This is a genomic window from Exiguobacterium sp. RIT452 (assembly GCF_003598705.1).
Classification (GTDB): domain Bacteria; phylum Bacillota; class Bacilli; order Exiguobacteriales; family Exiguobacteriaceae; genus Exiguobacterium_A; species Exiguobacterium_A undae.
In genome coordinates this window covers 46,410-72,926 of sequence record NZ_QXJB01000002.1, presented here as the reverse complement: position 1 = coordinate 72,926, position 26,517 = coordinate 46,410, and the positions used below count along the sequence as shown (strand labels likewise).

At 44.7% G+C, this 26,517-nt stretch carries 27 protein-coding genes and 1 tRNA gene; 17 read left to right on the top strand and 11 right to left on the bottom strand.

The window, feature by feature from the left end:
• Positions 1 to 167: 167 nt before the first annotated feature.
• From D3D03_RS05870 to D3D03_RS05855, 4 genes are all read left to right on the top strand, one after another.
• A complete protein-coding gene (locus D3D03_RS05870) occupies positions 168 to 1,514 on the top strand; it encodes a sodium-dependent transporter (RefSeq protein WP_026832743.1) in 1,347 nt (448 codons plus the stop codon).
• Positions 1,515 to 1,783: 269 nt separating this feature from the next.
• Positions 1,784 to 2,530: a 5-bromo-4-chloroindolyl phosphate hydrolysis family protein gene (locus tag D3D03_RS05865; RefSeq protein WP_119923144.1), complete on the top strand. Its 747-nt coding sequence runs from the start codon at positions 1,784 to 1,786 to the stop codon at positions 2,528 to 2,530.
• The gene (locus D3D03_RS05860; RefSeq protein WP_026832745.1) at positions 2,517 to 3,737 is read left to right on the top strand and encodes a toxic anion resistance protein; all 1,221 of its coding nucleotides are present in this window, start codon (positions 2,517 to 2,519) and stop codon (positions 3,735 to 3,737) included. The genes D3D03_RS05865 and D3D03_RS05860 overlap by 14 nt, the downstream gene beginning before the upstream one ends.
• A 49-nt stretch (positions 3,738 to 3,786) precedes the next feature.
• On the top strand, positions 3,787 to 4,359 hold the full coding sequence (locus D3D03_RS05855; RefSeq protein WP_026832746.1) for a deoxycytidylate deaminase: 573 nt from the start codon (positions 3,787 to 3,789) through the stop codon (positions 4,357 to 4,359).
• Positions 4,360 to 4,614: 255 nt separating this feature from the next.
• Here D3D03_RS05855 and D3D03_RS05850 read toward each other — a convergent pair whose 3' ends face one another.
• A complete protein-coding gene (locus tag D3D03_RS05850; RefSeq protein ID WP_119923143.1) occupies positions 4,615 to 5,097 on the bottom strand; it encodes a hypothetical protein in 483 nt (160 codons plus the stop codon).
• 147 nt (positions 5,098 to 5,244) lie between these two features.
• Here D3D03_RS05850 and D3D03_RS05845 point away from each other — a divergent pair, with 147 nt between their 5' ends.
• Genes D3D03_RS05845 through D3D03_RS05835 form a run of 3 tightly spaced genes read left to right on the top strand, consistent with a single transcriptional unit; the run spans position 5,245 to position 7,794 of the window.
• Positions 5,245 to 6,435 carry an HD domain-containing protein gene (locus D3D03_RS05845; RefSeq protein ID WP_119923142.1) on the top strand — a complete coding sequence of 397 codons (1,191 nt, stop codon included), beginning with the start codon at positions 5,245 to 5,247 and terminating at the stop codon, positions 6,433 to 6,435.
• 11 nt (positions 6,436 to 6,446) lie between these two features.
• Positions 6,447 to 7,406: a CobW family GTP-binding protein gene (locus D3D03_RS05840; RefSeq protein WP_119923141.1), complete on the top strand. Its 960-nt coding sequence runs from the start codon at positions 6,447 to 6,449 to the stop codon at positions 7,404 to 7,406.
• Entirely contained in the window at positions 7,399 to 7,794 is a 396-nt protein-coding gene (locus D3D03_RS05835) for a ribonuclease HI family protein (RefSeq protein WP_028106088.1), read from the top strand. Before D3D03_RS05840 ends, D3D03_RS05835 begins: the two co-directional genes overlap by 8 nt.
• Before the next feature lie 42 nt (positions 7,795 to 7,836).
• Here the strand turns inward: D3D03_RS05835 and D3D03_RS05830 are convergent, their stop codons facing one another.
• On the bottom strand, positions 7,837 to 9,144 hold the full coding sequence (locus D3D03_RS05830) for a hemolysin family protein (protein ID WP_119923140.1): 1,308 nt from the start codon (positions 9,142 to 9,144) through the stop codon (positions 7,837 to 7,839).
• Positions 9,145 to 9,260: 116 nt separating this feature from the next.
• On the opposite strand from D3D03_RS05830, the gene fumC reads away from it, so the two are divergent.
• Both fumC and D3D03_RS05820 read left to right on the top strand, forming a co-directional pair.
• Positions 9,261 to 10,655 carry a class II fumarate hydratase gene (gene fumC / locus D3D03_RS05825; RefSeq protein ID WP_119923139.1) on the top strand — a complete coding sequence of 465 codons (1,395 nt, stop codon included), beginning with the start codon at positions 9,261 to 9,263 and terminating at the stop codon, positions 10,653 to 10,655.
• A gap of 79 nt (positions 10,656 to 10,734) precedes the next feature.
• On the top strand, positions 10,735 to 12,255 hold the full coding sequence (locus D3D03_RS05820) for a GGDEF domain-containing protein (RefSeq protein ID WP_119923138.1): 1,521 nt from the start codon (positions 10,735 to 10,737) through the stop codon (positions 12,253 to 12,255).
• 93 nt (positions 12,256 to 12,348) lie between these two features.
• Here D3D03_RS05820 and D3D03_RS05815 read toward each other — a convergent pair whose 3' ends face one another.
• The 3 genes from D3D03_RS05815 to D3D03_RS05805 all read right to left on the bottom strand — a co-directional run bounded on the left by D3D03_RS05815 (position 12,349) and on the right by D3D03_RS05805 (position 14,313).
• Positions 12,349 to 12,828 carry a dihydrofolate reductase gene (locus D3D03_RS05815; RefSeq protein ID WP_119923137.1) on the bottom strand — a complete coding sequence of 160 codons (480 nt, stop codon included), beginning with the start codon at positions 12,826 to 12,828 and terminating at the stop codon, positions 12,349 to 12,351.
• The gene (locus D3D03_RS05810; protein ID WP_028106093.1) at positions 12,825 to 13,619 is read right to left on the bottom strand and encodes a thymidylate synthase; all 795 of its coding nucleotides are present in this window, start codon (positions 13,617 to 13,619) and stop codon (positions 12,825 to 12,827) included. Before D3D03_RS05810 ends, D3D03_RS05815 begins: the two co-directional genes overlap by 4 nt.
• Positions 13,620 to 13,695: 76 nt before the next feature.
• The gene (locus D3D03_RS05805) at positions 13,696 to 14,313 is read right to left on the bottom strand and encodes a hypothetical protein (RefSeq protein ID WP_119923136.1); all 618 of its coding nucleotides are present in this window, start codon (positions 14,311 to 14,313) and stop codon (positions 13,696 to 13,698) included.
• A gap of 219 nt (positions 14,314 to 14,532) precedes the next feature.
• On the opposite strand from D3D03_RS05805, the gene D3D03_RS05800 reads away from it, so the two are divergent.
• A complete protein-coding gene (locus D3D03_RS05800) occupies positions 14,533 to 16,206 on the top strand; it encodes a glycoside hydrolase family 13 protein (RefSeq protein ID WP_119923377.1) in 1,674 nt (557 codons plus the stop codon).
• Between the two features lie 187 nt (positions 16,207 to 16,393).
• Here D3D03_RS05800 and D3D03_RS05795 read toward each other — a convergent pair whose 3' ends face one another.
• The 3 genes from D3D03_RS05795 to D3D03_RS05785 all read right to left on the bottom strand — a co-directional run bounded on the left by D3D03_RS05795 (position 16,394) and on the right by D3D03_RS05785 (position 18,117).
• Positions 16,394 to 16,750, bottom strand: a complete 357-nt coding sequence (locus D3D03_RS05795) for a PilZ domain-containing protein (RefSeq protein ID WP_028106096.1) — start codon at positions 16,748 to 16,750, stop codon at positions 16,394 to 16,396.
• Between the two features lie 93 nt (positions 16,751 to 16,843).
• Complete coding sequence (locus tag D3D03_RS05790; RefSeq protein WP_119923135.1) at positions 16,844 to 17,542, bottom strand: queuosine precursor transporter; 699 nt, start codon at positions 17,540 to 17,542, stop codon at positions 16,844 to 16,846.
• Between the two features lie 95 nt (positions 17,543 to 17,637).
• Complete coding sequence (locus tag D3D03_RS05785) at positions 17,638 to 18,117, bottom strand: GNAT family N-acetyltransferase (protein WP_119923134.1); 480 nt, start codon at positions 18,115 to 18,117, stop codon at positions 17,638 to 17,640.
• Positions 18,118 to 18,334: 217 nt separating this feature from the next.
• On the opposite strand from D3D03_RS05785, the gene D3D03_RS05780 reads away from it, so the two are divergent.
• On the top strand, positions 18,335 to 18,649 hold the full coding sequence (locus tag D3D03_RS05780; protein ID WP_012370605.1) for a hypothetical protein: 315 nt from the start codon (positions 18,335 to 18,337) through the stop codon (positions 18,647 to 18,649).
• Between the two features lie 42 nt (positions 18,650 to 18,691).
• The gene (locus D3D03_RS05775) at positions 18,692 to 19,489 is read left to right on the top strand and encodes a class I SAM-dependent methyltransferase (RefSeq protein WP_119923133.1); all 798 of its coding nucleotides are present in this window, start codon (positions 18,692 to 18,694) and stop codon (positions 19,487 to 19,489) included.
• A gap of 50 nt (positions 19,490 to 19,539) precedes the next feature.
• Here D3D03_RS05775 and putP read toward each other — a convergent pair whose 3' ends face one another.
• Both putP and D3D03_RS05765 read right to left on the bottom strand, forming a co-directional pair.
• Positions 19,540 to 21,012, bottom strand: a complete 1,473-nt coding sequence (gene putP, locus D3D03_RS05770) for a sodium/proline symporter PutP (RefSeq protein ID WP_035387608.1) — start codon at positions 21,010 to 21,012, stop codon at positions 19,540 to 19,542.
• Positions 21,013 to 21,351: 339 nt separating this feature from the next.
• Complete coding sequence (locus tag D3D03_RS05765) at positions 21,352 to 22,530, bottom strand: MalY/PatB family protein (protein WP_119923132.1); 1,179 nt, start codon at positions 22,528 to 22,530, stop codon at positions 21,352 to 21,354.
• A 149-nt stretch (positions 22,531 to 22,679) separates the two neighbouring features.
• On the opposite strand from D3D03_RS05765, the gene D3D03_RS05760 reads away from it, so the two are divergent.
• The 5 genes from D3D03_RS05760 (at position 22,680) to D3D03_RS05740 (ending at position 25,832) form a co-directional block, all read left to right on the top strand.
• Positions 22,680 to 22,877, top strand: a complete 198-nt coding sequence (locus D3D03_RS05760; RefSeq protein ID WP_012370601.1) for a hypothetical protein — start codon at positions 22,680 to 22,682, stop codon at positions 22,875 to 22,877.
• Positions 22,878 to 22,986: 109 nt separating this feature from the next.
• Positions 22,987 to 23,057, top strand: a tRNA-Thr gene (locus tag D3D03_RS05755).
• Positions 23,058 to 23,149: 92 nt separating this feature from the next.
• Positions 23,150 to 24,037: a helix-turn-helix domain-containing protein gene (locus D3D03_RS05750; protein WP_147367718.1), complete on the top strand. Its 888-nt coding sequence runs from the start codon at positions 23,150 to 23,152 to the stop codon at positions 24,035 to 24,037.
• A 15-nt stretch (positions 24,038 to 24,052) separates the two neighbouring features.
• Entirely contained in the window at positions 24,053 to 24,928 is an 876-nt protein-coding gene (locus D3D03_RS05745) for a helix-turn-helix domain-containing protein (RefSeq protein ID WP_119923130.1), read from the top strand.
• A gap of 28 nt (positions 24,929 to 24,956) precedes the next feature.
• Positions 24,957 to 25,832, top strand: coding sequence for a helix-turn-helix domain-containing protein (locus D3D03_RS05740; protein WP_119923129.1), 876 nt, complete (start codon positions 24,957 to 24,959; stop codon positions 25,830 to 25,832).
• Here D3D03_RS05740 and D3D03_RS05735 read toward each other — a convergent pair.
• Positions 25,829 to 26,458, bottom strand: a complete 630-nt coding sequence (locus D3D03_RS05735) for an FMN-dependent NADH-azoreductase (protein WP_026832764.1) — start codon at positions 26,456 to 26,458, stop codon at positions 25,829 to 25,831. The two genes, D3D03_RS05740 and D3D03_RS05735, sit on opposite strands and share 4 nt — an antisense overlap.
• Positions 26,459 to 26,517 lie beyond the last annotated feature (59 nt).

Below are 26,517 nucleotides of genomic sequence, written 5' to 3'. Positions count from 1 at the left end.
CAGACAGGCAGTCTCCGGTTTTTTGATTTTTCCACGGAAATGAAGACGATTTATCACGAATATGCGGTTATGCTTTGACGCTTTAAAGAAAATGTTTGATAAAGGATGACTTCCGGCTTGAACTTTTGTACAATGGAAAAGTATTTTTGAAAAGGAGGTCGAGCACCATGAAAGGAAATGCATGGGCTTCGAAAGTCGGTTTTATTTTAGCAGCGGCAGGATCAGCGATTGGTCTGGGGGCAATCTGGAAGTTCCCGTATACGACAGGAACAAACGGTGGGGGCGCATTTTTACTGCTGTTTTTAGCGTTTACCTTGCTACTTGGATTACCTGTGCTGATCGCTGAGTTTTTAATTGGACGTACAAGTGGGAAAACAGCATTACGTGCCTTCTCCGAATTAGGCCATAAAAAATATACCTTCATTGGTGTTCTTGGTGTCATTGCTTGTTTTTTGTTGCTTTCATTCTACAGTGTCATCGGAGGATGGGTTTTGATCTACACGGTCCTCGGTTTTTCCGGCAGTCTGACCACGATGAACGGCGAGGCCTTAGGAGAGTTGTTCGGAACAATTTCAGCTTCTCCGCTGTACGCCATCACCGGACAGTTGGTTTTCCTGATCATCACGTGTGTCATCGTCTTACGCGGCGTCCAAGCTGGAATTGAAAAAATGAGTAAAATCATGATGCCGTTACTGTTTCTCTGTTTCATCGTTCTTGTTGTCCGCTCGTTGACGCTTGAAGGAGCAGGGGCAGGTGTCCGCTTCTTCATTGAACCGGATTTCTCAGCGCTCAGCCGGACATCGGTCCTTAGTGCGTTGGGTCAAGCGTTCTTCTCCTTATCATTAGGGGTGTCAGCGATGCTGACATATGCCTCTTATATGAAAGAGCGGGGACAAATCAATCGTTCGGCAGTCTGGATCGTCTCGCTGAACATCGTCGTCTCATTATTGGCCGGATTTGCGATTTTCCCGGCTGTCTTCGCATCGGGTCTTGACCCGGCGGAAGGACCGGCGCTATTGTTCATCGTCTTACCGACGGTCTTCAGTCAAATCCAATTTGGTTCGATTTTCTTGACGCTGTTCTTCCTATTATTCGCCTTTGCTTCAATCACGTCGTCGATTGCGATGTTGGAAGTGGTCGTCTCGTCCATTACAGACCGGAAACCGTCTGCGACGTTTAAAGACAAAAAACGCAATACGATCATTGCAACTGGATTGATTGCTCTCATCGGAATCCCTTCAGCACTTTCCTTTGGTCTCGCAAGTGAGTTGACATGGATGGATAAAACGATTTTTGATTGGATGGACTTTACGGTCTCGAATATCCTGATGCCGATCGGTGCGTTGCTGATTTCGTTTTTTGCCGGATTCAAGTTGGACCGTGCCTTGGTCGAACAGGAGCTGGTGACGAGTCCGATGATGAAACGAATGCTTCCTTTCTGGCGTTTTAGCGTCTGTTACCTGAGTCCGATCGCGATTTTGATCATCTTAATCTGGCCGTTGTTCGGTTCGTGATACTTCAAGAAATAAACCGTGTTCCAACAGCTGATCTGCAGTCCAAGCAGATCAGCTGTTTTTTTGTCTGCCTACGCACCGGTTCTCAGAAATCAAACTTGAGACGGATGTAACGGTGGATAGATTATGGTGAAATAAGAATAGCGGGAGGACTAACATTTCGCGAAAACGGGAAACTTTTTGTTATATGATCCGTAATGGTAAGATATAAGTAACGACACATCTAACACACAGGATAAATAGATGGATCAACTGAAAGAGGTGATGAGATGAAGTCTTCTACATGGTGGGTACTTGGTTCCATCGGTCTGATGTTCGTGTTTCTTCAAATTGCAGATGCACTGGACTTCTCCGGTATCTTCATCGCGTTAGGATTGTGGTTCATTTGGAGCGGATACCGTGCGAAACCGGGCAAACGTTACCGGACAGAGCGAAAATCAACGGAACTTAAACGAAAAAACGTCAAAAAGAAATTACTGTTGGATGATGAAGATGAGTTTGTCGGCAGTGTCATCTTAAAACCGGAACAGGCGACGCGGCGATTTGATGAAACGGATGATCTGGAACTGCAAGTGTTGCAGCGTACGGTGGAGGAAGGATTTGTCAAATTACAGTCGTTTGATCAACTGATTCCGTCCATCCGTGACAGTGAAGTCCGTTCTGAAATGCGAATCGTATCCCGTGAGGCGCACGTCTTATTTGAAGAATTGTTCACCTCGCCACGTGAAGTGAAAAAAGTCCGGGACTTCTTTACGTTTTATCTGGATTCCTTACTCTCGATTTCCGAAAAATTCGCGGATTTAGAACGACGTGGAGCACAAGTTCAGGTCGACACGCGGGAACAATTGCAATCCAACCTCAAAATGATTGCCCAAAAATTAAAACAACAACAATCGCTCCTTTTGGAAGGAGATACGGTTGATCTAGAACGTGAATTGTTGACGATTGAAAGAGTGTTGGCACAAGAGTCCGAACAACGCAAACAGGAGGAGAGTTATAAACATGACCCATTCTGATAACAACAGTTGGCAACAATGGCCAGATGAAGAACAAGCGACACAACCTACGATTTCCGATCCCTCGGTGGACGTCAATCTTGCGGAAGCACCGGCTCATCAAGCGGTGCCAAGCCGACCGGTCGAAGAAATGATTCCGAATGATGTTCCGGCAGAGCAACGTCAAAAAATCGAGCGGTTGCTCCAAGTGATCGACTTGAAAAAATCGGATGCCGTCATGCAGTTCGGGGCACCGGTTCAGCGAGAGTTATCGCAATTCTCTGATCAAGTCTTAAGTGAAGTGAAGATGAAAGATGGCGGCGATGCCGGAAAGTTGCTGTCAGATTTGATGCAACGAGTTCGTCAAATGGATCCGGACACTTTACAAGAAAAGAAAAGTTTTTGGTCGAATGTACCGGTCATTGGACGAGCGAAGAAAAAAGCCGAAACATATTTCTTACAATATGAAAAAATGAGTGCTTATCTGGAAGAAGTGGTACACAATCTGGATCGTTCAAAATTTGGTCTGATGAAAGATATCACGTTACTCGATCAAATGTATCAAAAAAACAAGCGATACTTTGAAGAGTTGAACTTGTATATTGCTGCCGGTGAAACGAAGATTGCGCATGTCCGAGAGCATGAGATCGAACCGTTGCGGATGGAAGTCGAACGGACGCGTGATCAGACACGGCTCCAAGAGTTGAATGACATGATTCAACTGGCGGATCGGTTCGAAAAGAAAATCCATGATTTAAAATTATCGCGGACAATCAGTTTACAGATGGCGCCTCAGATTCGTGTCATTCAGCAAAACAATCAAATTTTGGCGGAAAAAATTGAGTCGGCAGTCGTCAATACGATTCCACTTTGGAAGAACCAAGTGGTGCTGTCACTCAGTCTATCAAGACAGAAAACGGCCCTGCAAATGCAAAAAGATGTCACGAATACGACCAATCAATTATTGGAACAAAATTCTCGTCTCTTAAAAGATTCATCGATTGAAATTGCAGAAGAGAATGAAAAAGGAATTGTTTCGGTCGAATCGTTAAAAGTCGCCCATCAAAACTTAATTGAGACATTAGATGAGACGCTTCGTATTCAACAAGACGGAAAACAAAAACGTCGGGATGCGGAACACGAACTGGAACGAATGGAAAACGAATTAAAACAAAAAGTGATTGAAGTTGCTTCGAAAAGTCGGGAGTTGCCAAATCGACCTTACTAAGGAACACGTTTACGTGTTCCTTAGTGGTTTATATAAAGGGGAGAACAGCGTGCAGAAACAACAACAATGGGATACGACGTGGCTTTTATTTGCGCGGATGATGGCGGATCGTCATTCGAAATGTGCCTCGAAGTCTGTTGCCTGTGTCATCGTAAAAGACGAAAAACCGATTTCAATCGGAATCAACGGGACACCAAGTCAACACGTCAACTGTAACGAGATTTATTTAAAACAAGCTGGGGTTTTATATAAAGCTTCGATCGACGAGGTCAAGGATACCGAGTCCGTTTTACATAATGGGCGGATGTTTTACCGCTGTACCAATCAAGAAGAACATCATGAGTGGTCCAAGCTAAACGAAATTCATGCCGAAATCAACGCGCTTGGAAAACTGGCGGCAGACTCGACGAGTGCCCGTCATGCGACGGCGTACGTCACGCACAGTCCGTGTCATGCCTGTAGTCTGGCTCTGATTGCGTCTAAAATTGATCGTGTCGTCTATTCAACAGGATATGAATATGGGGATGGATTGACTTTAATGCGGCAGAGTGGAATTGAAGTGATCCATCGTCCTTTGACGGAAGAATATTTTCTTGAAAGAATTTTCGATAAAGACTTGTAAACGCTTCCAACGCGTTGTATGATGAAATCAAGCATTGCCATGGTAATTATTCACTCTTCCATTCGGGATGATCTCTACAGAGATTGTCCCACTTTTTTTGAAAAAGTATTTGACACTCTTCCAAAATTCTGCAATGATGTATATAGAATATGACGAAGCGGAATGCCGCATTTTCATAAGAAATGCCCATCAAGGAGCTGGAATGCCAGGTCGTTGAAAAAAAGTCCTGACTCACTGGAGTCAGGACTTTTTGTATTATAATGTAACAGTTAATGAATCGTGAAGGCGTGACGCCCGTGTCTTGCATTTATTGGCGGTGGCACCTGCTAAGACATTCATCAAACGTTGGCAGATGATATCATCTTGTGTTTGGTGAAGAAACAGCTGTTGAATGAATTGAGAAAAGACAACGTCATGTGTTGTGATTTGGCGCTTTAAAGTAGTCGAAGACATGCGATTCAATTCATCGACATCAAAACCGGCATCCGAACGGAAGGATGAGAGCACCAATAGTTTGACTTGATCACTGCGAACGGTTAACCCAATCGACTGGACGTAACTGCAAGCCGACGTAATCTCTTGCCGGATCAACTCGTGCAGTAAACAAGTGTCCTTAGAGATAAACGGATCGTATGCCGAAACGGCTTGACGAATTTGTTCACGTGTCGTGACATCAGGTGGGGCGAGCTCGTCTGATGCGACAACATCGTCATAACATGCAGATAATGAAGTAATCATCCCAGTATTCCTCCTTATAGTGGATAATTTGTATGCTACTGTCATCTTAAAACATAAATGAAGCGCTTACAATGATTGTTTTGACATTCCATCGTGAGATCAGATTTGATATGATGGAAAGCAGAGCAAACGAGAGGGGAATTGACGATGATTCGATTATTTAAAGCCATTCCTGACTATGAAATGCCCGCTTATCAAGGTGAACTTTATCAGTTGGAAGTTCCTGAATCGGCTGTTGGATTTTTAATTGCAGATCATGTTCCGGGTGAACAGGTGGAAGAGACATTACTCGTCGCCTCTGCTGAAATTAAGACCGGTCAAACCGGGCGACAATGGTTACAATTTACGTTCAACTCCCCGAGTGGAACGTGTAAAGGAAAACAATGGTTAAACCAAGGAACGGCAGAAGAAGCCATGCGTCCGTATCTCGAGACGGGAATCGTTCATGTCAAGGCGAAAGTGGAAGAGTACCCGGTGGACTCAGGTAATAAATCATTGACGGTCCAGCGTGTTCAAGCCGTCCATGATGTATCCGGAGCGATGTTGTTACCGCAGATGCCGGCTTCAGAATCACCTAGCTTGTACCGCGATCAACTGATCGGATTGATTGATCAGATGGAGGAGCCGCTGCGGCAAATCGCACATCGGGTCTTGGAAACGTATTGGTTCGATTTTTCGACCCGTCCGGCAGCACTCTATCACCATCATGCCTATATCGGCGGATTACTGAAGCATACAGCCTGTATGATGACGATTGGATATGGGATCTGTCAGTCTGAACGCTCCAATTTAACATTGCTTCAATGTATTCAAGAAGCAGAAGCTGATCATAAAAATGACTTATTCCAAGCGAATGACCGGGAAATGCGACAGTTTGCTTGGGATGACAGTTTTGACGCCTTGTATCAAGCGGCCCGATCAATCGCCTTGTTAAATGAAGCACCGCGTCAAGACGAGTTATTACTGGGAATCTTATTGCATGATATCGGAAAAATCTTCGAATATACGCACCTGGGTGCATCATCCGATCGATTTGCGCGTTTGCTTCAAATTGAAACGGAAGAAGACCAGGCATCCGGCATTGCGCTTGATTCAAACGGTGTTCTGGTCGGGCATATGCCCTACGGCTGTTTCGTGTTGGAACAGGCGCTTCAGCAACTGGCCATTCGATTACCGGTTCCACAATACCATCGATTGATGCATATGATTTTATCGCATCATGGTAAAAAGGAATGGGGTTCGAGCGTAACACCACAGACAACCGATGCCTGGTACTTACATGCAATTGATCTGTTGGATGCGCGAAAAGAAAAGTGGAGACAAACCCAACAGTCTTAAGGAGTGGAAGCATGTCAGAACGTATTCGCACGACACTGATTACCGGATTTTTAGGAGCCGGAAAAACAACATTATTAAACCACATCGTCACGGATCCAGTCGAAAAAGTAGCCTTGCTTGTCAATGAAGTCGGCGCCGTCCATATTGATGAAGCTTTGATTGAACGAAGCGATGAAGAAGTCATCGAGCTGACGAACGGCTGTATCTGTTGTTCGATTCGCGGAGATCTACGTGATGCCCTGTTGCGGATCGCGAAAAAAAGACGGACGGGAGACATGACCTTTGATCGTTTGATCATTGAAACGACCGGCATCGCAGATCCGGGACCTATTCTGCAGACCTTTTATTTTGAGCCGGCTATTGAACAGCAGTATCAACTGTCGAGTGTCATTACCGTCGTGGATGCTTTCCAATTGGAACGACAGCTCGCATTTGAAGAAAATGTCCGGCAAATCGGATTTGCGGATACGATCCTGTTAAATAAAGTCGACTTGATCTCTGATTCTGAAGTCAATCTGGTCACGGAACGATTAGCGGGTCTGAATCCGACAGCGTTGATTCTTCCGACGATTCAGTCGAAGACGGATCTCAAACCATTATTTGAGACGTTCCATTTTCCAAAACAAGAAGAGGAACGTCTGGCACAACAAACAGACGGTCTGCAAAAAGCGGCGGAATCGTTTACCGCATTGACGATTACGGAGCGGATGCCGCTCCATCGGCAACGTTTTGGAGCCGTTCTTCGAGAAATCTTAGAAGCCTATGCGGAGGATTTATACCGGTATAAAGGAATCATTCATTTTGCCGATACGAATCAAAAAATCGTGTTACAAGGAACCGGTATGATTTATGGAACGGCAGCACGGGGTGAATTTGAGGGAGAAAAACAAACGACATTGGTGTTCATCGGAAAAAATCTAGATGAACAAGCGATTCGAACAGGCGTAAAGGCGGCGATAGCACATGGTTGAGTTATATTTTGACGGAGCGGTCCGACCATCAAATGATGATGCGGCAGTCGGGATTTTTTGCAAAAATTCAGAAGGACAGGTGATTGAACGGACTTTTAGAATCACGGCTGAGAATAATCATGAAGCCGAATTTCAGGCGTTTTTAAAAGCTGTTGAATTGGCAGAAGAACTGTTGTCACAAGGCGAAAGTGTTTTCTCCTTCCGGACGGATTCAGAAGCAGTTTCCTTGGCAGTTGAACGCGAATTCGCCAAAAACAAACGGATCCAAATTTATTTTGATCCTGCATTCGAACGGTTTAGCCGGTTGCCACTCGCTTTTGTTAAGTGGATTCCACGGTCAGAGAATAAAGCGGATCGTGTAGCAAAGGATGCTTTAAACGAATATTGATTCAAAAAACCGGCACGGTCTGTTTAGACCGTGCCGGTTTTTTTATGACGACGTTTCGCCGTCCGTCGTCTCATGTGGTTCGATTAAAATTTGATCAATCCGTCGCCCGTCCAGATCGACGACTTCGAAGCGGTATCCGTTGCTGACGACATGACTGCCTCGGACCGGAAATTCGCCGAGGAGATATAAGACGAGTCCGGCAACCGTATGGTAGCTGTTTTTTTCCTCACCCGGCAAATCTGTTTTGATGCCAAGGGTCCGTTTTAAATCATCAATATGCAGTAATCCGTCGGCAAGATACGACCCGTCACTCCGTTGTACGAGCTCGGGTTCTTCTTCGACAGTCGAAATTTCACCGACAAAGGCTTCGAGGATATCAAATAAGGTAATCATTCCTAAAAACCCGCCGTACTCATCCAGTACAAAAGCAATTGAGACGGTCTCTTTACGCATCCGTTCGAGCAAGACCGTTGCTTGTAATTGTTTTGGGACAATAAGCGGTGTCCGGATTAACGATTCGATGACAGTAGTCGGTTGATCGGCAGCCAAAATTTCTTTTGCATCGATATAGCCGACAAAATGATCCAAATCACCATGTCCAACCGGAAGATTCCGGTGTTTCGCTCGTCGTAAATCGCTTAAAATCTGTTCCGGAGAGTCCGTCAAATCAATCCATTCGGTCACGGTGCGCGGTTCCATCAGCTCATAGGCCAGCTGATCGTGAAAGGCGAACACACGTGAAACTTGTTCTGCTTCAGAGGACGCAAAGGTCCCTTCTTTTGTTCCGCGAATCAACAGTTGTTTGACCTCATCTTCCGTTTCATCTTCCGTTTGAAGTCGATCCAGACCAATCAGTCGAAAAATAACACTCGTTGATTTACTTAAGATGAAGATGAACGGTTTTAAAACATTTGAGAAAAAACGCATCGGCTGAGCCAAGACCATCGTGACACGCTCCGGACTGACAAGCGCAATCCGTTTTGGGACAAGTTCACCGATGACAAGCGATAAATAGGTGATGATCGTAACGACAACCATATAACCGACGGTGCTCGCGTAAGGGGAAAGCCAGTCAAAACCGGACAACCAGTCAATTAAAGGGGCCGACAAGGCAGCACCACCAAAGGCACCGTTGATGATACCGATCAACGTGATACCGACTTGTACAGTGGATAACAGGTCCGTTGGACGTTCGAGGAAATCAAGCGCGATTTGGGCCGACTTTTTTCCGTCGTCCGCATACTGTTGGAGTTTTTGTTTTTTTGATGACAGCAAGGCGAGCTCCGTCATTGCAAACACACCGTTTGCCAAGATCAAAACGAGGACAATCATTAAATTAATTAACCACATCAAGCATTCACTCCTTTTCGATAACAAACTATTCCCCAAACTCGCCTCCATCATTCCCATTCGGACCGGTTTCCGTTAAACTATTAATGTATCAGCAGATAAAGGGGGACTTTAACATGGAATATCGATTAGAGCGTGACACGATGGGGGAAATTCGTGTCCCACAAGCACAAGAATGGGGAGCACAAACACAACGGAGCTTGGAAAACTTTAAGATTGGAACGGAAAAGATGCCAATCGAAATCATCCGGGCGTTTGCAGTTCTAAAAAAGGGAGCGGCGTTAGCCAATCGTGATTTAGGTGTCCTTGATGCGGAGAAGGCGGAAGTCATTGCGGAAGTGTGTGATGAAATCATCGCTGGACATTTTGACGATGAATTTCCACTCGTCGTCTGGCAAACGGGATCCGGCACACAGTCGAACATGAACGTCAATGAAGTCGTAGCGCGTGTCGCGACACGAAAATTAAGTGAACGTGGAAGCGAGCAGGTCATTCATCCGAATGACGACGTTAATAAATCACAAAGCTCAAACGATACATATCCGACGGCGATGCATATCGCAGCGAAAACAATCGTCATCGATCAGCTGTTGCCGGCCGTTGATGCGATTCAGGCGACACTCGATGAAAAGGCAAAAGCCTTCTCCGACATTGTCAAGATTGGACGGACCCACTTGCAGGACGCGACACCGATTACGTTAGGTCAAGAAATCAGTGGATGGGTCCGGATGTTGCAATTATCGAAAAAGATGATTGAGTTGACGTTAGAGCCGTTGACGGAGCTTGCGATTGGCGGAACGGCAGTCGGAACCGGAATTAATGCCCATCCGGAATTCGGAGACCGGGCGGCCGAAAAGATGAGCGAGGAAACGGGGAAATCGTTTGTCAGTGCGGAAAATAAGTTCCACGCCTTAACAAGTCATGACCAACTTGTCTTTTCACATGGTGCGATCAAAGCGCTCGCCATGGATGCGATGAAAATCGCTAATGATGTCCGGTGGTTGGCATCCGGTCCACGTGCGGGAATCGGTGAAATCACAATTCCGGAAAACGAACCCGGCAGCTCGATCATGCCCGGGAAAGTCAACCCGACGCAAAGTGAAGCCTTGACGATGGTCGCGGCACAAGTACTTGGAAATGATGCGACAATCGGTTTTGCGGCGAGCCAAGGGAATTTTGAATTAAATGTCTTCAAACCGGTCATCATGTATAACTTCATCCAGTCTGTCCGCCTGATGACAGACGCTCTGCATTCGTTTAACGATCACTGTGCAATCGGCATCGAGCCGGAACGGACCATCATTGCCGAAAACGTCGAACGATCATTGATGTTAGTGACAGCGCTGAATCCGCATATCGGCTATGAAAATGCAGCTCGGATTGCTAAGGCAGCGCATAAAGAGGGTACAACCTTAAAAGAGGCGGCACTCGCAACGGGTCTTTTGACGGAAGAACAATACGAGCAATGGATTGTTCCAGCTGATATGGTCAGTCCAAACTTAAAAGCTTGATCGAAAACGAGGGATTCCCTCGTTTTCTCTTCAGTCGAATTTGCTGTTTTTCGACTGTATAGAAAGAGGGGGAAGGCTCGTGGAAACCGAACAAAAAGAAACTGAAAAGCAAATTCATCAAACCATTCTCATGGTGGAACGGCTGCTTCGGATGGAGTCTGTTCCTAAAGCAGAATTACTTGTTTTTTCGCAGTGGTTAAAACGATTTAGCAAACAAGATCAAGCTGACTTTTTTGAACGGCAAGCTGTGCGATGGGCGAGTGAGCTGGAGGGTGAAACGGAAGAAGTCACGCACGAGCAAATCGAGAAACTGCTTGCTCCGGTCATCGATCATCTTTCGGCACGGAGCCGTAAAAAAGTCATTCGGAAAGAGATGATTCTTTCCGTGACCAAACGGTTTTTAGATAACATTCAATGGAAGAAGTCGCTCGAAAATGAACGGTATATGACACGTTTTTTCGGTTCAATCGAAGATACACTCGAAGTGGGTTATGACTTACATGTCGATGCGATGCTCATCGACCATGATATCATCCGGACGACCGATGAGGCTCTAGTTCACAAATTGATTAAAAAAGTCGAAGCTTCTTTTATCCCACTGATCATCATCGGGCCAAATGACGCATCTGTCCGCCAATCATGTTACGCGCTCGGGACAGACGATTACTGGGATGAGACCGTACAAATCGAGGAGCGGCAGATTCGTCTGAAGCGACTTTTGCGGAAATTACGAACGGTTTCTTCGACGATCTTAGTCGATGAACTGACCGGAGCGTTTAACCGAAAATATCTCCAAAATGCGTACCGACGGCGCACATCGCGTCTTGAACGGGATGATCAATTGTTTGCTTTGGCGATCTTTGATTTGGATCATTTCAAGCGGATTAATGATTTACATGGTCATCCGACAGGAGATTTAGTATTGGCGGAACTCGCTGTCTTAACGAAGCAAGCCATCCGGCAAGAAGATGAACTGATCCGTTTTGGCGGCGAAGAATTTATGTTGTTGTTCAGTGCAGATCATGCGGACCACGCAGCCGATATGATGGAAAAAGTCCGAGCGAGGATCGAACGGCATACGTTCCCGAACGGCTTGAAAATCACCGTATCGATCGGTCTGACAGTCATCGACCATCCGACGATGGATTTAGAAGAAATGACATCGGAAGCGGATGAGGCGCTTTATCAAGCCAAACGAAACGGCAGAAATCAAGTGGCAGCGTACACGACGTCGACTGCAAAAGAAAAAATCACGGCATTGATTAAGATTGAGTCACAATCATTTGAACAGTTGGCGCCACTTGCGTTGCCGGATCATGCGAAATATCATTTTCAGGTCACACCTTACGAGGAAACGACCTGTGCCCCGCTTCAACTGTGTGTGTTACCGTTGCATCAGTTGGCGGCAAATGACTTCAAACTGCTCGATGAATGGAAACAGTCCCGAGAAGGAATCATTGAAGCGATTGCGATTGCTCCGGAAGAAAATCAGGTATTGGGACACGCCTTGGAACGTGGTGTGACGGACTATTGTCTCTCGCCACTCGACCGTGATCAATTGGAAGAACAAATCCGCCAATGGATCATTCGTTTACCCTGAATCAAAAAGAATCCAGACTTCCTGAGAACAGGAGTCTGGATTCTTTTCGTATCGTCCGTCATGTCAAACGGTTCGAATCAGGGCAGATGGCCGTCATGTCCGGTCGTAACGGTTAATGACAAACGAAAACGGATTTTGGTCATCTTTGGTGTATGACGTTTTTTCTGTCAGCCTGAACGTGTCCGGCAGCGGCGGGTAATAGACGTCTCCTGCGATGACGGCATCAATTTCCGTCGCATAGATCCGACTCACACGTGACAACGTTTGATGAAACAGTTCACCGCCCCCAATCAAAAACACTTCTTCATCCGTATCGACGTACGCATCAAGTAACGACAGATCATGCCATATGGTCACGCCGTCTGCGTGGAAATCAGGGTCCCGGGTGATGACGATGTTTTCACGTCCCGGTAACGGACGTCCGATCGAGAGGAACGTTTTTCGTCCCATGATGACCGGCTTGCCGTACGTCGTTTTTTTAAAGTGTGCCAAATCGGCCGGAAGGTGCCAAGGCATATCGTTATCACGACCGATGACCCGATTTGTCGAATAGGCGACGATATGAGAAATCATACAGCGACCACTCCTTTGATGTGTGGATCCGGATCGTACCCTTCGATGATGATATCATCGAACGTAAAATCTTCAATTCGTTCAACATCCCGGGCGAAACGAATCGTCGGCAACGGTTTTGGTGTCCGGCTCAATTGAAGATTTACCTGATCGAGATGATTCGAATAGATATGCGCATCCCCTAACGTATGCACGAAATCCCCGACTTCAAGCTTACAGACATGAGCAATCATGTGCGTCAGCAAAGCGTAAGAAGCGATATTAAATGGAACACCTAAAAAGACATCGGCAGACCGTTGGTAAAGCTGGCACGACAACTTTCCGTTCGCGACATAAAATTGAAACAGCAGATGGCAGGGCGGCAAGGCCATTTCTTCTAATTGACCGGGATTCCAAGCACTGACAATCAGACGACGAGAATCCGGATTCGTCTTGATTTGCTCGATGACATCGGCCAACTGATCAACCGTCGATCCATCCGGTTTCGGGAAAGAACGCCACTGGGCGCCATAAACCGGTCCGAGATTCCCGTCTTCGTCCGCCCACTCGTTCCAAATCCGGACGCCGTTTTCTTGAAGATATGAAATGTTGGTGTCACCCGAGATAAACCAAATCAACTCATGGATAATCGACTTCATATGTAATTTTTTCGTCGTCACCATCGGAAATCCATCCTGCAAAGGGAACCGCATCTGATGACCAAAGATACTGGTCGTTCCGGTTCCCGTGCGGTCTTCTTTTTTGACGCCGTTCGTTAAGATTTCGTGGCAAAGTTGATGGTACTGTTTCATGAATACAATCCCCCTATAAAAGCTATCTTCCTATTGTAGCCGAATCCATTGGGGGGAATCAACCGGTTGGAGGGAATCAAACTTCGGACGAAGTCGGAAGATGACGGCGGAACAAATAACTGAACAGACCGAACAACGGCACGACGTCCCGCCAACCGAGCTGATTGTTTTGTCGAACTCGAATTCGGTGCAGCATGAACAGTTGCAGGATGTAGAACATCACGAGATCGACGGTCATCGTCCGTACGAACTGATTGGTCATGAAGTAAATCTGAAAAATCGACCAGTCGGACCGGGCGAGTGCGAGCCAAATGACGACTGCCGACAGAATGGCAAGAATAGCGACGAGATAGGGGATGAATTTTCGGCGGCGAAACGGAAAAAATGTTTTTCGCGGAATCGCCAGTGCCAAATACGGCATCAAAATGAATGAGCCTAATACGAAAGCACCAAAACTCGCCAGCATCGGAGAAGGCTTCAAGAAACGCTTTTCGTCTAAAAAGAGCATAAAAAAGGCAGCCGGATAAATGCCGAGTAATGTAAATAAGCTCAGAGCGGATGTATCAAATTGACTTTGATCAAAACGCAAAAACGAGAACAGGAAACCATCGGGGAAAACCCGGTTATTTCCGAAGACGACAATAAATACGATGGCGATGGTCCAAACTAGAAATAATAAATAGCGGCGGTACATGACGGAACGCCTCCCTTCTTCAATCATTTTTCCTCAATGGCAGGGATTCAAACGTCACTCGCCACTTGAGTATATGTTCAGTATACCGTATGGAAATGAGGGAATCTCCTTGTTCTCGTCATGTCGTTCGTGATACGATGTCGATGAAATAAATGGAAGCGCTTTTAAAAATAAATGCAATCGCTTGCATTAATCGTTCACAAGGGAGTCGATCAAGCAATGGAACGTAAATGGTGGCATGACAGCGTAGTTTATCAAATTTATCCGCGCAGCTTTAATGATTCCAATGGTGATGGTATTGGGGATCTGGTCGGAATCATTGAAAAACTTGATTACTTAAAAGAACTGGGGATTGATGTCATCTGGTTGAGTCCGGTCTATGACTCACCGAATGATGATAACGGGTACGACATTCGCGATTATGAAGCTATCATGGATGAATTCGGAACAATGGCGGACTTTGACCGTCTGTTGGATCAAGCGCATGAACGCGGTATCAAAATCGTGATGGACCTCGTCGTCAATCATTCTTCCGACGAGCATGCCTGGTTCGCGGAGTCCCGGAAAAGTAAGGATAACCCGTACCGCGATTACTACATTTGGAGAAGTGCCCACGAAGACGGGACGTTGCCAAACAACTGGGGATCAATTTTTTCAGGACCGGCGTGGGAATTGGATGAAGCGACAAACGAATATTACTTACACCTGTTCTCGAAAAAACAACCTGATTTAAACTGGGAAAATGAAAAGTTGCGCCAGGAAGTGTATCAGATGATTACACGATGGCTGGATCGTGGCATTGACGGTTTCCGAATGGACGTCATCAATTTGATTTCGAAAACACCGGGTCTGCCGGATGCGACCGTTCCTCCCGGTGCGCTGTACGGAGAAGGGGGTCAACACTACATCAATGGTCCACGGATTCACGAGTTCCTGAAAGAGATGAACGATGCCTCGTTTGGTAATTATGATGTGTTGACTGTCGGAGAAATGCCGGGGGCGACGACGGAAGACGCGATTCTCTATACCGATCCGGCACGAAAAGAAGTCAACATGGTCTTTACATTCGAACACATGGACTTGGATTCCGGTCCAGGCGGAAAATGGGACGTCCAACCGTTTGATCTGCAGAAACTGAAGCAGAATTTCACGAAGTGGCAAGTCGCCCTCCATGAAAAAGGATGGAACTCGTTATACTGGAACAACCATGACCAGCCACGTGTCGTCAGTCGATTCGGAGAGGATACGACATATCGGGTCGAATCGGCTAAAATGTTAGCGACATTGCTCCATTTGTTGAAAGGAACACCGTACATCTATCAAGGCGAAGAAATCGGGATGACGAATGTTGCGTTCGAATCGATTGAGGAGTACGAAGACATTGAAATTCGGAACATGTGGAAAGAACGGACCGAACAAGGAGCTTCACCGGCGGAACTCCTCCGGTCGATTCATGTAAAAGGGCGCGACAATGCGCGGACGCCGATTCAATGGGATGCGACTGAGCACGGAGGATTCACGACGGGAACGCCTTGGCTGAAGGTGAATCCAAACTATCCGACCATCAATGTTGAAAAGGCTTTACAGGATCCTGACTCGATTTTCTATTATTACAAACAACTGATTGCGTTGCGGCATCAACATGATTTAATCGTCTACGGAGAATATGCCTTGATTTTAGAAGACGTGCCGCACGTCTATGCGTATACACGCACATACGAAAATCAGACCTGGTATATCTACTGCTCATTTGCGACGGAAGACACAATCGTGCCGGTGACACACGATTCTTCCGATCGAGTCATTGGAAACTACAGCGATGCACCACATGTGACGGACGAGCAACTGACGCTCCGACCGTATGAAGCGATTGTTTACCGGACCCATCATTAAGAAACAATAACCCGAGCGACGTTATGTCGTCTCTCAAAGACCAAGCCCGCTTTTCTTCCTTCGATGGACAGAAAAGCGGGCTTGGTTGTTTGGATCAACGTCCAACGTGCGAAAAGGAAAGGAGGCAGACCTTGAAGATCTGCCTCCCTGCCTAAATGTTTGATTAAGACGACTAATGAGGTTGAGTTTACTGTGTCTGCTTGACGATTTGTTTGATCGCCTCGATGATTTGTTGTTGCTCTTCTTTTGTCGTCTCGAGATGTAAACCATACAGACGTTGTGCCGAGACCATTTTTTCATGCAAAATGCGTCCGGTCAATTTAAGTGGTTCGGTCCCGCTGAGTAAGGAAAATTCGACGACAATCGAAGTGGAGCGAGTGAGCGGGAGCTTCAAAGGGGTTGCAATGGCAATGCCGCTCGGAGAAATGTTGTGGATTTTCATTAATCCAGCGGGTGTCCGGCGCCCTTCTTTGACAAGGTAAAATTCACCCGTGATGGGTTCGGTGAATTGGTAACGAAACGACTCATTTCGTTTGATTTTCAAGAAGACCACCTCCTATTTTCCATTATCCGTCAAAAACGCATTTTCTTCTAGACGAAATTTAAGGAGGAAGCAACAAATCACATGATGGAGCAATTAAGCCGCTGTATCTTTTGCTGGAGGCGTCGGATGAATTCGTTTGGCGACATACATGAACGGCGTCGCGACCCAAGCGATGACGAATTTCGCAAGATAGGTCGTCACAAAAATCTGCCACCAAATCTCAAACGGTAAGTTATGAAAAGCGATGGCGCAAAACGTCAACGTATCGATTAACTGACTTAGGACCGTCGAGCCGGTCGTACGTAACCAAAGTTTCTTTTCGCCCGTCTTTTGACGGATTTTGGAGTAGATGAACACATCAAACAGTTGGGAAACAAGATACGCGGATAAACTGCCAAATGCAATCCAAGGCAGCAAACCGAACAATAGATGCAAGGAGTTCGACATATCGTCAGCCAAGGCATCATTGAGCGGGGTATACAGTAAGCTGTATTGCATCAAAAGAGTTGTCGTGATCAAGGAGAAGAACCCCATGTACACGCCTTGACGCGCCACCTTTTTGCCGTATTTTTCATTTAAGATATCGGTCGCCAAGTAGCAACTGCCATAAACGACATTACCTAATGTGAAAATATAAGAATAAAGTTCGACTTGTTGGGTGACTTGAATATTTGCAATGATCGTTGCGATGGCAATCCACATCAACAGACCGGTTTTACCGAACAGACGGTAACTGAGCAATAACAATCCCATCGTAATTAAGATGGAAGGAAACCATAACCATTCATTCATGTGCGTACTCCTTTCTGATTCATACAAAGGAAAATTCTACGCTCTTTTTGATAATCTGTCAAAAAAAGCCGACGTCAATAGGCGTCGGCTTAACATCAAGGGCGTTGAAGCGAATAACGCTTGCGGCGTCCTTTGCTAAAGTAGTGTTCTTGTTTTACAAATCTATTGGTCGTAAGGATGTGATAAGCAATTTCTTTATGAGGTGACGTCGGCAAAACACGTGCACGTACTTCATAAATATCGAGTACACCGGACTCTTGCAACGCAAGTTGAACGGCTTGTGTACCGTAACCGCGCCCACTGAAGGAGTCAAAAATCATCAAGTCCAGTTGAAAGTAATGTCCCATCTTCAACAAGAGGATTCGGCCTACCAGTTGATCGTCGACAAGAATATCGAAGTAAAAGTCTTCCGAATAACTGTGTTCAACAGAATCAAAAGCACGTTCAACCCCGAGTTCATGATCATAACCTTGAATTTCTTGGCGGGTTAATCCATACGCCTGTTCGCCGTATTTTAAGAAATGTTCGAATTCAATCTGGTCGACGTGACGCAGCGTTCGACGTTTTAAATCCATGACGTTGTCCTCCTCTGATCGCAATTCATTCTGCTCATTCATTATAGCGACTTCAGGAAAGAAATTGCAAAAGATAGCCGGAATGGAAGATGAAAGGAAGAAGGACACCCGACATACGAAATAACCAAGTTGTAAACGGATTGTGATTGTTTTATTTGGCGGTGGATATGGTAAAGTAATGATGTAGACATCTGTATACTGGAAGGGGTTGGGAAATGTGTTCACTGAACGGGATGGCATCAAATTACGCCTAGAGCAAATTGAACGTTTATATTCCGATTTAAATCGGGAAGCGAAACAATTGACGGAACGTTTACGCCAACTGGATGAACAAGGTGATGAAGTTCGTCACGATCTTGCATTAAACAAAGAAGATCGTGATCACCTGAAATCAAGCATCGACGAAACGTTGCAAGCCTTGTTACAACGGACGACCGTTGACGCAAAAGTCGAACAAGAAAAGCAAGAAGACTTGATTTCTAAAAAAGCACTCATCGAAGACATCGAAGGGTTATTGAAGAAAAAGAAATAAGCTAGCTTGCGCTAGCTTATTTTTTTCTGGGAGTGAATCGTTTTGACCAAAGAACAGATTGTATTAACAACATGTCTCAGACCGACAGACGATGTGCAAATCCGATTACAGCACTTGGCTGAAACGGAACAGGACATGGATTTTCAAATCGTTGCACGGAAAAAGCTGAGTCTGCATGCGCTTCAGGAAATGTATCACTGTCCTGTCCTCGTCGTCGATAAAAACCGTTTGGAGTATTATCCGACCGGAGCGGAAAGTTCATTTTTCTTTCATCCGTCCAGTGCGGTCTTCCGCATCAAACAATTTGATGCGAACGGACATGATCCATTGATTGCGATCGCCCGGTTGACGGAAGGCATGACGGTTCTTGATTGTACATTGGGACTCGGGGCGGATGCGATTGTCATGAGCCATGCGGTCGGACCGTCGGGTCAGGTGACCGGGATAGAAAGTAAGGCGGCGACCGCTCTGATCGTGCGCGAAGGGTTACAGCAATGGGTGGAGGGCTATTTACCGATTGTTGAGGCGATGCGGCGCATCGAGGTGCAACAACTGGATCATTTCACTTATCTAGAACAGTCTTCAAGTAAGTCGGTTGATGTGATTTATTTTGATCCGATGTTTGAAAAAACCGTCTCGGAATCCATTCATCTGGATGGATTACGACAGCTGGCGAATTATGAGACGTTGACAGAACAGGTAATGAAGGAAGCCAAGCGTGTGGCACGTCAACGCATCGTCTTAAAAGCGCATTTTGAAAGCGAACTGTTTGAACGGTTCGGTTTTGTACGAATCAAACGAAAATCATCAAAGCTTCATTACGGGGTCATTGAATTATAGGATCAAAAAAGCTCTTCGCAATCTGCGAAGAGCTTTTTAAGGAACATCAGTTATTCAACAGCTTCTTTTAGTTCTTCTTCCATATCGTCAAACTTGTCTTGAACCGATTCAACCGGTTGCTTCGTTAACAGACTGACGACGACGGTAAAGAGTAAGCTTGTAAAGAATCCAGGAACCATTTCATACAGCGTCGTACTGAGGCCAAGTTGGACCCAGACGATGACCGTAATGGCACCTGACAACATACCGGCAAGCGCACCTTGTTTCGTCATTCGTTTCCAGTAAAGTGAAAGCAGAATGATCGGACCGAATGCTGAACCGAAACCAGCCCAGGCATAACCAACCAGCGACAAGATGGTCGCTGACGGATTCCAGGCTAAAACGGAACCGATGACGGCGATGACTAAGACGGCAATTCGTCCAGTTAAGACCAACTGTTTATCCGTCGCTTTTTTATTTAAGAATGTTTTATAAAAATCTTCTGTCAAGGCACTTGATGTGACGAGGAGCTGTGACGAAATCGTTGACATGATTGCTGCCAAAATCGCTGCCATCAAGAACCCTGTGATATACGGGTGGAATAAGACGTCAGAAAAACGGATGAAGACGGTTTCTGGGTCGCCGAGACCGTTTCCTTGTCCCTCAAAGTAAGCAATTCCGACCAGTCCTGTCATCATGGCACCGAGAATCGAGATGAACATCCAACCAATTCCGATGCGACGTGCTTTTTTCAAATCTTTGACCGAACGAATGGCCATAAAGCGGACGATGATGTGGGGTTGTCCGAAGTAGCCGAGTCCCCAAGCGAGGAATCCGATGATTCCGAGGAAAGTTGTTCCTTTTAATGGATCAAATAATGTCGGATCTAAGTTTTCTGCGTAGCTGTACGCCCCATCGATACCGCCGACATCTGTCAAAGCAACAATCGGTACAAGGACGAGAGCGATGAACATGATACAACCCTGGACGAAGTCGGTCCAACTGACTGCGAGAAAACCGCCAAACAACGTGTAGGCGACAACGACCGCAATCGTCAAGAGCATACCATAGTGATAGTCAAAGCCAAATGAGCTTTCAAACAATTTACCGCCGGATACGATACCAGCTGAAGTGTAAAACGTGAAGAAAACGATAATAACGACTGCAGAAACAGTCCGTAAGACACGTGACGTATCTTTGAAACGATTTTCTAAAAAGTCAGGAATCGTAATCGAATCATTTGCCATTTCCGTATAAAGACGAAAACGTGGGGCAAGGATCAAATAGTTCACGTAACACCCGATCAATAAACCTAAGGCGAGCCATAAAGCGGATACGCCGGTCGCATACATCGCTCCGGGTAACCCCATCAACATCCAACCACTCATGTCGGATGCTCCGGCGGATAGTGCCGTGACACCGGGTCCTAAATCCCGACCACCTAACATATAATCTTCTGTGTTTGTCGTTCGCTTGTAGGCAATGTAGCCGATGGCAAGCATCATGACCAGATACAAGCTGATTGAAATCCATTCTTGCGTCATAACAATAAAGCCTCCAATAATCTTTTTTTTGCGCTGTTCATTCATCTGTCAAATAAGCACAATCGATTTGTTCCCCACCTTACAGGGTCCAAAACAACAAAGCAAGTCTTCACAATCTCGCCAAAAGTGGCTTCAGCCCTCATCTATCAAGGGATAGGGACACTTTCCGTCCCTCGTAAAGTTCTAATTTTCAAAATTCGGTCATGAAAATGTCGTCAAATGGAAAGGGAATCGAAATGAAGGGTGTTGCTAAAAAAGGTATAATAAAAAAATGATTTTTATTCAATGCAAAAAAAACGCGAGACGACTGCCCTGAGAAGGTTGTCGTCTCGCAATAGATTAATCGGTAAAAACAAGCTTGTCATAGGCAACGCGAAGGCGGTTGAGGGCTTCGTCGAGTTGGCTGCGGGGGCAACCGAAGTTCAAACGTTCAAATGCAAGTGCGTTTTCTCCGAAGGGTTGACCGTGTGTTAAGGCTAATCCGGCCTGCTCGACCAGCCAGTCGGCACGCTCCGGTGCGTCAAACGGCAAAGCGTGACAATCGATCCACAGTAAAAACGTCGCTTCCGGTGCAATGACCGTCAAGCGGGGCATTTCAGATTGGATCCGGTGCACCGCATGATCCCGGTTGGCTTCCAGGTAAAGAAGTAATTCTTTTAGCCATCGTTCGCTGTCTGGATCCGTATAGGCCGCAACGATGGCTGTTGCCGCGAAGGCGTTCGGATGCACAAAGTGTGCTTGTTGCACTTGTTCGATTTTTCCCCGCGTCTCTGCATTGGGGACGATCAAATAAGAAGCATACAGCCCGGGGATGTTAAAGGTTTTTGAGGGCGCGCTGACTAAAACCACCTGTTCATAATCAAAAGCGAGAATCGGATGATGGGTCGATCCGGAAAAAATCAAATCGGCATGGATCTCATCAGATAAGACATAAACGTCGTGCCGCTTCGCCAGCGTAATGATTTGCTCTAACTCGGACCGGCTGAAGACACGCCCCGTCGGATTATGAGGATTACATAAAATGATCATACGAGCAGTTTTCATTTGTTGTTCGAGCAGTAAAAAATCGATTTTGTATCGATTGTCCACCAATCGAAGAGGGTTTTCGATCAGTTTACGGTTGTTTGCTTGCACGACATGGTGAAACGGCGGATAGACCGGCGTTTGAATGATGATTTCATCCTGTTCCTCGGTCAATGCCAATACACTGTGCGCCAGTGCCGGCACAACACCACTCGAATAAAGAATCGTCGACGGGTCGACCGGCTGATCGTACCGCTTTACAAACCATTGCTGAATGGCAGACTTCGCCTCGTCTTCAAATAAGGAATATCCGAAATGTCCGCTTGCTGCCCGTTTCGTCAAGGCTTTTGTGATGGAGTCGGCCGGACGGACATCCATGTCGGCGACCCACATCGGAATCAATTGATCGGATCCAAATAATTGTTCCAGCCCGTCCCATTTGGCGGATCCGGTTTTTCTTTTCTCCAACACTTCATCAAAGGAGTATTCTTGCATCTGTCTTCATTCCTTTCGAAATAGAATTGCTACTGTCTTCACAGTACCGAACGGGCTTCATTTCGGCAAGTTCGAAAAATAAAGGTTTTAAACGGAAGAACGTTGGGAAAACTCAATATCGTACACAAAAAAAGGACGGGGTGGATTTTATGTTACATTCTAAAGTGTTAGTAGGACGATCACCGGAAGAGCTCGAAGAACGACTGAACCAATTCTTTGAGGAAAATGGTGTCGGGTCAAATTCGATCATCACACTCAAATTCTCGACATTCGTTGCGTCGAAAGCGGATGAACATTATTCTGTGTTGATTGTTTTTGATAACTCATTAACCAAAACAGTCCTTTAATCGCAGGAGCAGTTATGGGAAATAAGATTTCCTGTGACTGTTCTTTTCTATTTTTTTGAAAAAGTTGAAATTGGGAAACGGATACGTTATACTAATATTAGAAAAACAGGCTTCCGTAGGTTAATGGCAGACCTCAGCAATGGTAATGCTGCAGTGCGAGTTCGATTCTCGCCGGAAGCATCAAAATAAACAGGTCTTCCGTCACAAGTCAATCACTTGAACGGAGGACCTGTTTTCGTTTGGAAAAGGAACTGACCTTGAAGGAGAAATCGATGAATTCATTAAACATTTCGATTGGCAACGAAATCAAGCGGATCCGGCAAGAGCGGAATTGGACACAATCTGAATTATGCCGGGGAATCTGTAGTCAGGCAGAAATCAGTAAGATTGAAAATGGACGAAATTCACCGACAGTGGATTTGTTGCAGCAGATTGCTGAACGGTTAGAGGTGCCTATTTCTAATTTATTGGAAAATAAAGCAGAAATCGAAACGTTTAATCGTTTTGATCATATGCTGCTAAAACTAACACGAGAAGGACATTATGATCAAATTCAAAAATATGAAGTTCAAAAATCCGATAGTATTTCGAGTGAGACGACGTTGTTGCTCGAATATTATCGTATCATTAGTGATTATCGAATGGATAAATTTGATTATCGGACAACATCCGTTAAATTATCTCGATTAACTGAAGAAGGTGAACTCAAGTTTGAAAGTCCAGGACTATATCTACGAATAAAAATGGCGCTTGCAATTTTATATGCAGAAAATTTCGATTACAAACAAGCGGAAAAAATATATGCTGATTTGGAAGACCTAGATTTTAGAAATGATATAGAGATGAGAACACAACAACTAAAAATTATTTACAATCATGCAAAGTTACTTTTTAAAGTTGGTAAATTTGATAAAGGACTTACTGTCACTCAAGAAGGAATTCAATTAAGTGTGCATCTCCATAATTTTTCTTACATGGCACATCTTTATTATCAAAAGGGAGAATTTTTTGAGGAATTGTATGGATTGGAAGCAAATACTTGTCAAAGTTATATGATGGCGTATGAGTTGTTTAGTGCTTTTCAAATGTTTCGGTATGCCGATATTGTAAAAGATGTCAAAAAAAAATTCCTTTTTTCGAGTATTACTAAAACAGAATAAAAAGGACTGTTCAAAATGATTCCACTTTCTACTTCAATCGGATACCATTTGAGGCAAATTCGCCTTGAAAAAAACCTCACTCAAAAAGAAGTATGCAAAGATATCTGTAGTCAAGCGGAGCTGAGTAAAATTGAGCAAGGTAAAGTGTCCGCGACAATAGATATGATTCAAAAAATTGCCCGGCGATTAAACGTGTCTGTTCTACAATTATTCGAAGAAGACACTCAATCGATGATCTTTCGGGAATATGACCATAAATTCACAAAACTTTTTCGTGATGAACAATATGATGAAGTAATAGAATTTGCCAAAAAAACCGTGGATTTGCCACTCTATTCTTCAATTCATTTATTGGCAAGATATTTTGAGCTGATTGCATTAGAAGGAAAAAAGTCTCTAGATTATCGATCCTGTATCTCACAATTGTCGTTCGTAGCTGACAATGAAGAAGTATGGTACGAGTCTCCAATAATGTATTTGCGTATTAAATTAGCAATTGCTAATTATTACTATTTAAATCAACAATATGTACATTCGAGAAAAATCTATGAAGAATTATTAAAAATGGATTTTGAAACCGAAGAACTAAAACATTTGCGCTTAAAAATTTTATATAATCATGCGCAACAATTGTTTTTTCAAGGAGATTATAAAGAAGGACTAAAAGTCACTGAACTTGGAATTGATGAAAGTATCATACGCAAAAATTCTTCTTTTTCGGGCCATTTTTATTATCAACGGGCTAATTTCAGAGAAAAGTTAGATTTTGAGATGGAAACTGTAAAAGAAGATTATTCATTATCTTATTCTTTATTTGCTGCACTAAATCTTGAACGTTATGTAGAAATTGTTGAAACAGGAAGAACTGATTATTTGTTGTTTAAATTTTGATAAGGCTTTTTGTTAAGGGAGACAGTTAATGAATTCACTACCGGTATCGATTGGAAATGAAATCAAACGAATTCGTAAAGGAAAAAGAATGACGCAAGCAGATCTGTGTCAGGGGATTTGCAGTCAAGCAGAAATCAGTAAGATTGAGAATGGGCGTAATTCGCCGACAATTGACTTGTTGCAACAAATTGCCAAGCGCTTAAGAGTCCCGATGTCAATGTTGTTCCGCGATCAATATAAAAGTGAGCAGTTCCGTGAATGCGACCGGCTTCTTACAGGATTGTTGAGAAATCATCAATTTGAAGAATTGCTAGATCAAATCGAAGAAATAAAAAGCCAGTCCACAAACAAGGAAATTCTTCTTTTATTAGAATACTTTAAAATCATCAGTGGGGAACTGACTAAAAAAGTCGATTTTCGATCCACTATCTCACAATTGGCATATTTAACGGATACGGAAGAAGTGTGGTTCGAATCTCCGCAAATGTATCTGCGCATAAAAATGGCAATGGCTAATTTTTATTTTGAAAACAAACAATTTACTCATTCGGAAAGTGTGTATGAAGAAATATTAAACTTGAGTTACGATACGATTGAATTAAAAAAAATGAGGATCAAAATTATTTATAATCATGCTCAACAACTGTCGTTCCAACAAAACTACCAAAAAGGTCTTCAAGTAGTGGCTGTCGGAATTCAGGAAAGCTTAGCCTTAGATGATGCTTCGTTTTTAGGACATTTTTATTATCAACGTGGCTACTTTACGAAAAAAACGAATGGTGCTCTTCAAGATATCAAAAGAGACTTTACACTGTCCTATAGTCTGTTTAAAGCTTTTGAAATGCCGAGTTACGAACAGCTTGTCATCGACAGTCATGAAGAATTTTTGTTGTATAAATTTTAAAATCGTTGCCCGGCCTTCTCGCAAGCAGAGAGGGCATTTTTTATGAGTTCATCGGCCCGGTCCGGATATTGTTGATGACCTTCAAGAATTACCGATTCGACATCTTCGATTCCAAAAAAGCGAAGGATGTCAATCATGTAGCGGACGGCATGATCCGAGCTGACTTTGTCAGGTGTTGAGTAATCACCGCCACGTGAGTGAAGCAACAAGACATGTTTCCCCGTTACGAGTCCAACAGAACCTTCAGACGTATAACGGAATGTCTGCCCGGCCTGTGCCAAGTAATCCATATAATTATGGAGCGGGGCAGGAACGGTCAAATTCCACATCGGGAAGGAAAAAACGATTTTATCCGATTCGAGAAAACCGGTCAGGTACTCCTGTAACTTTTCAACCGGAACACTTTCTTCGGCGTCCAGAGATTCCCCCCGAAACAGTTTTGCCGCAGATGTGGCAAGTTTCAGGTCAAAAAAAGGCAGGCGTTCTTCGAATAGATTTAAGACGACAATCTCATCTTCCGGGTGATGTGTCCGGTAACTGGACAGAAACGTTTCGTTCATCTGTGAACTGATACCTTTTGATTGATGGGTGCTGTCATTGGCTTCGATAAATAATAAACGGCTCATAGGATGGCGCTCCTTTCATTCTTTAGTATTGAATTACCCGAAAGAGACACTCCTTAGAC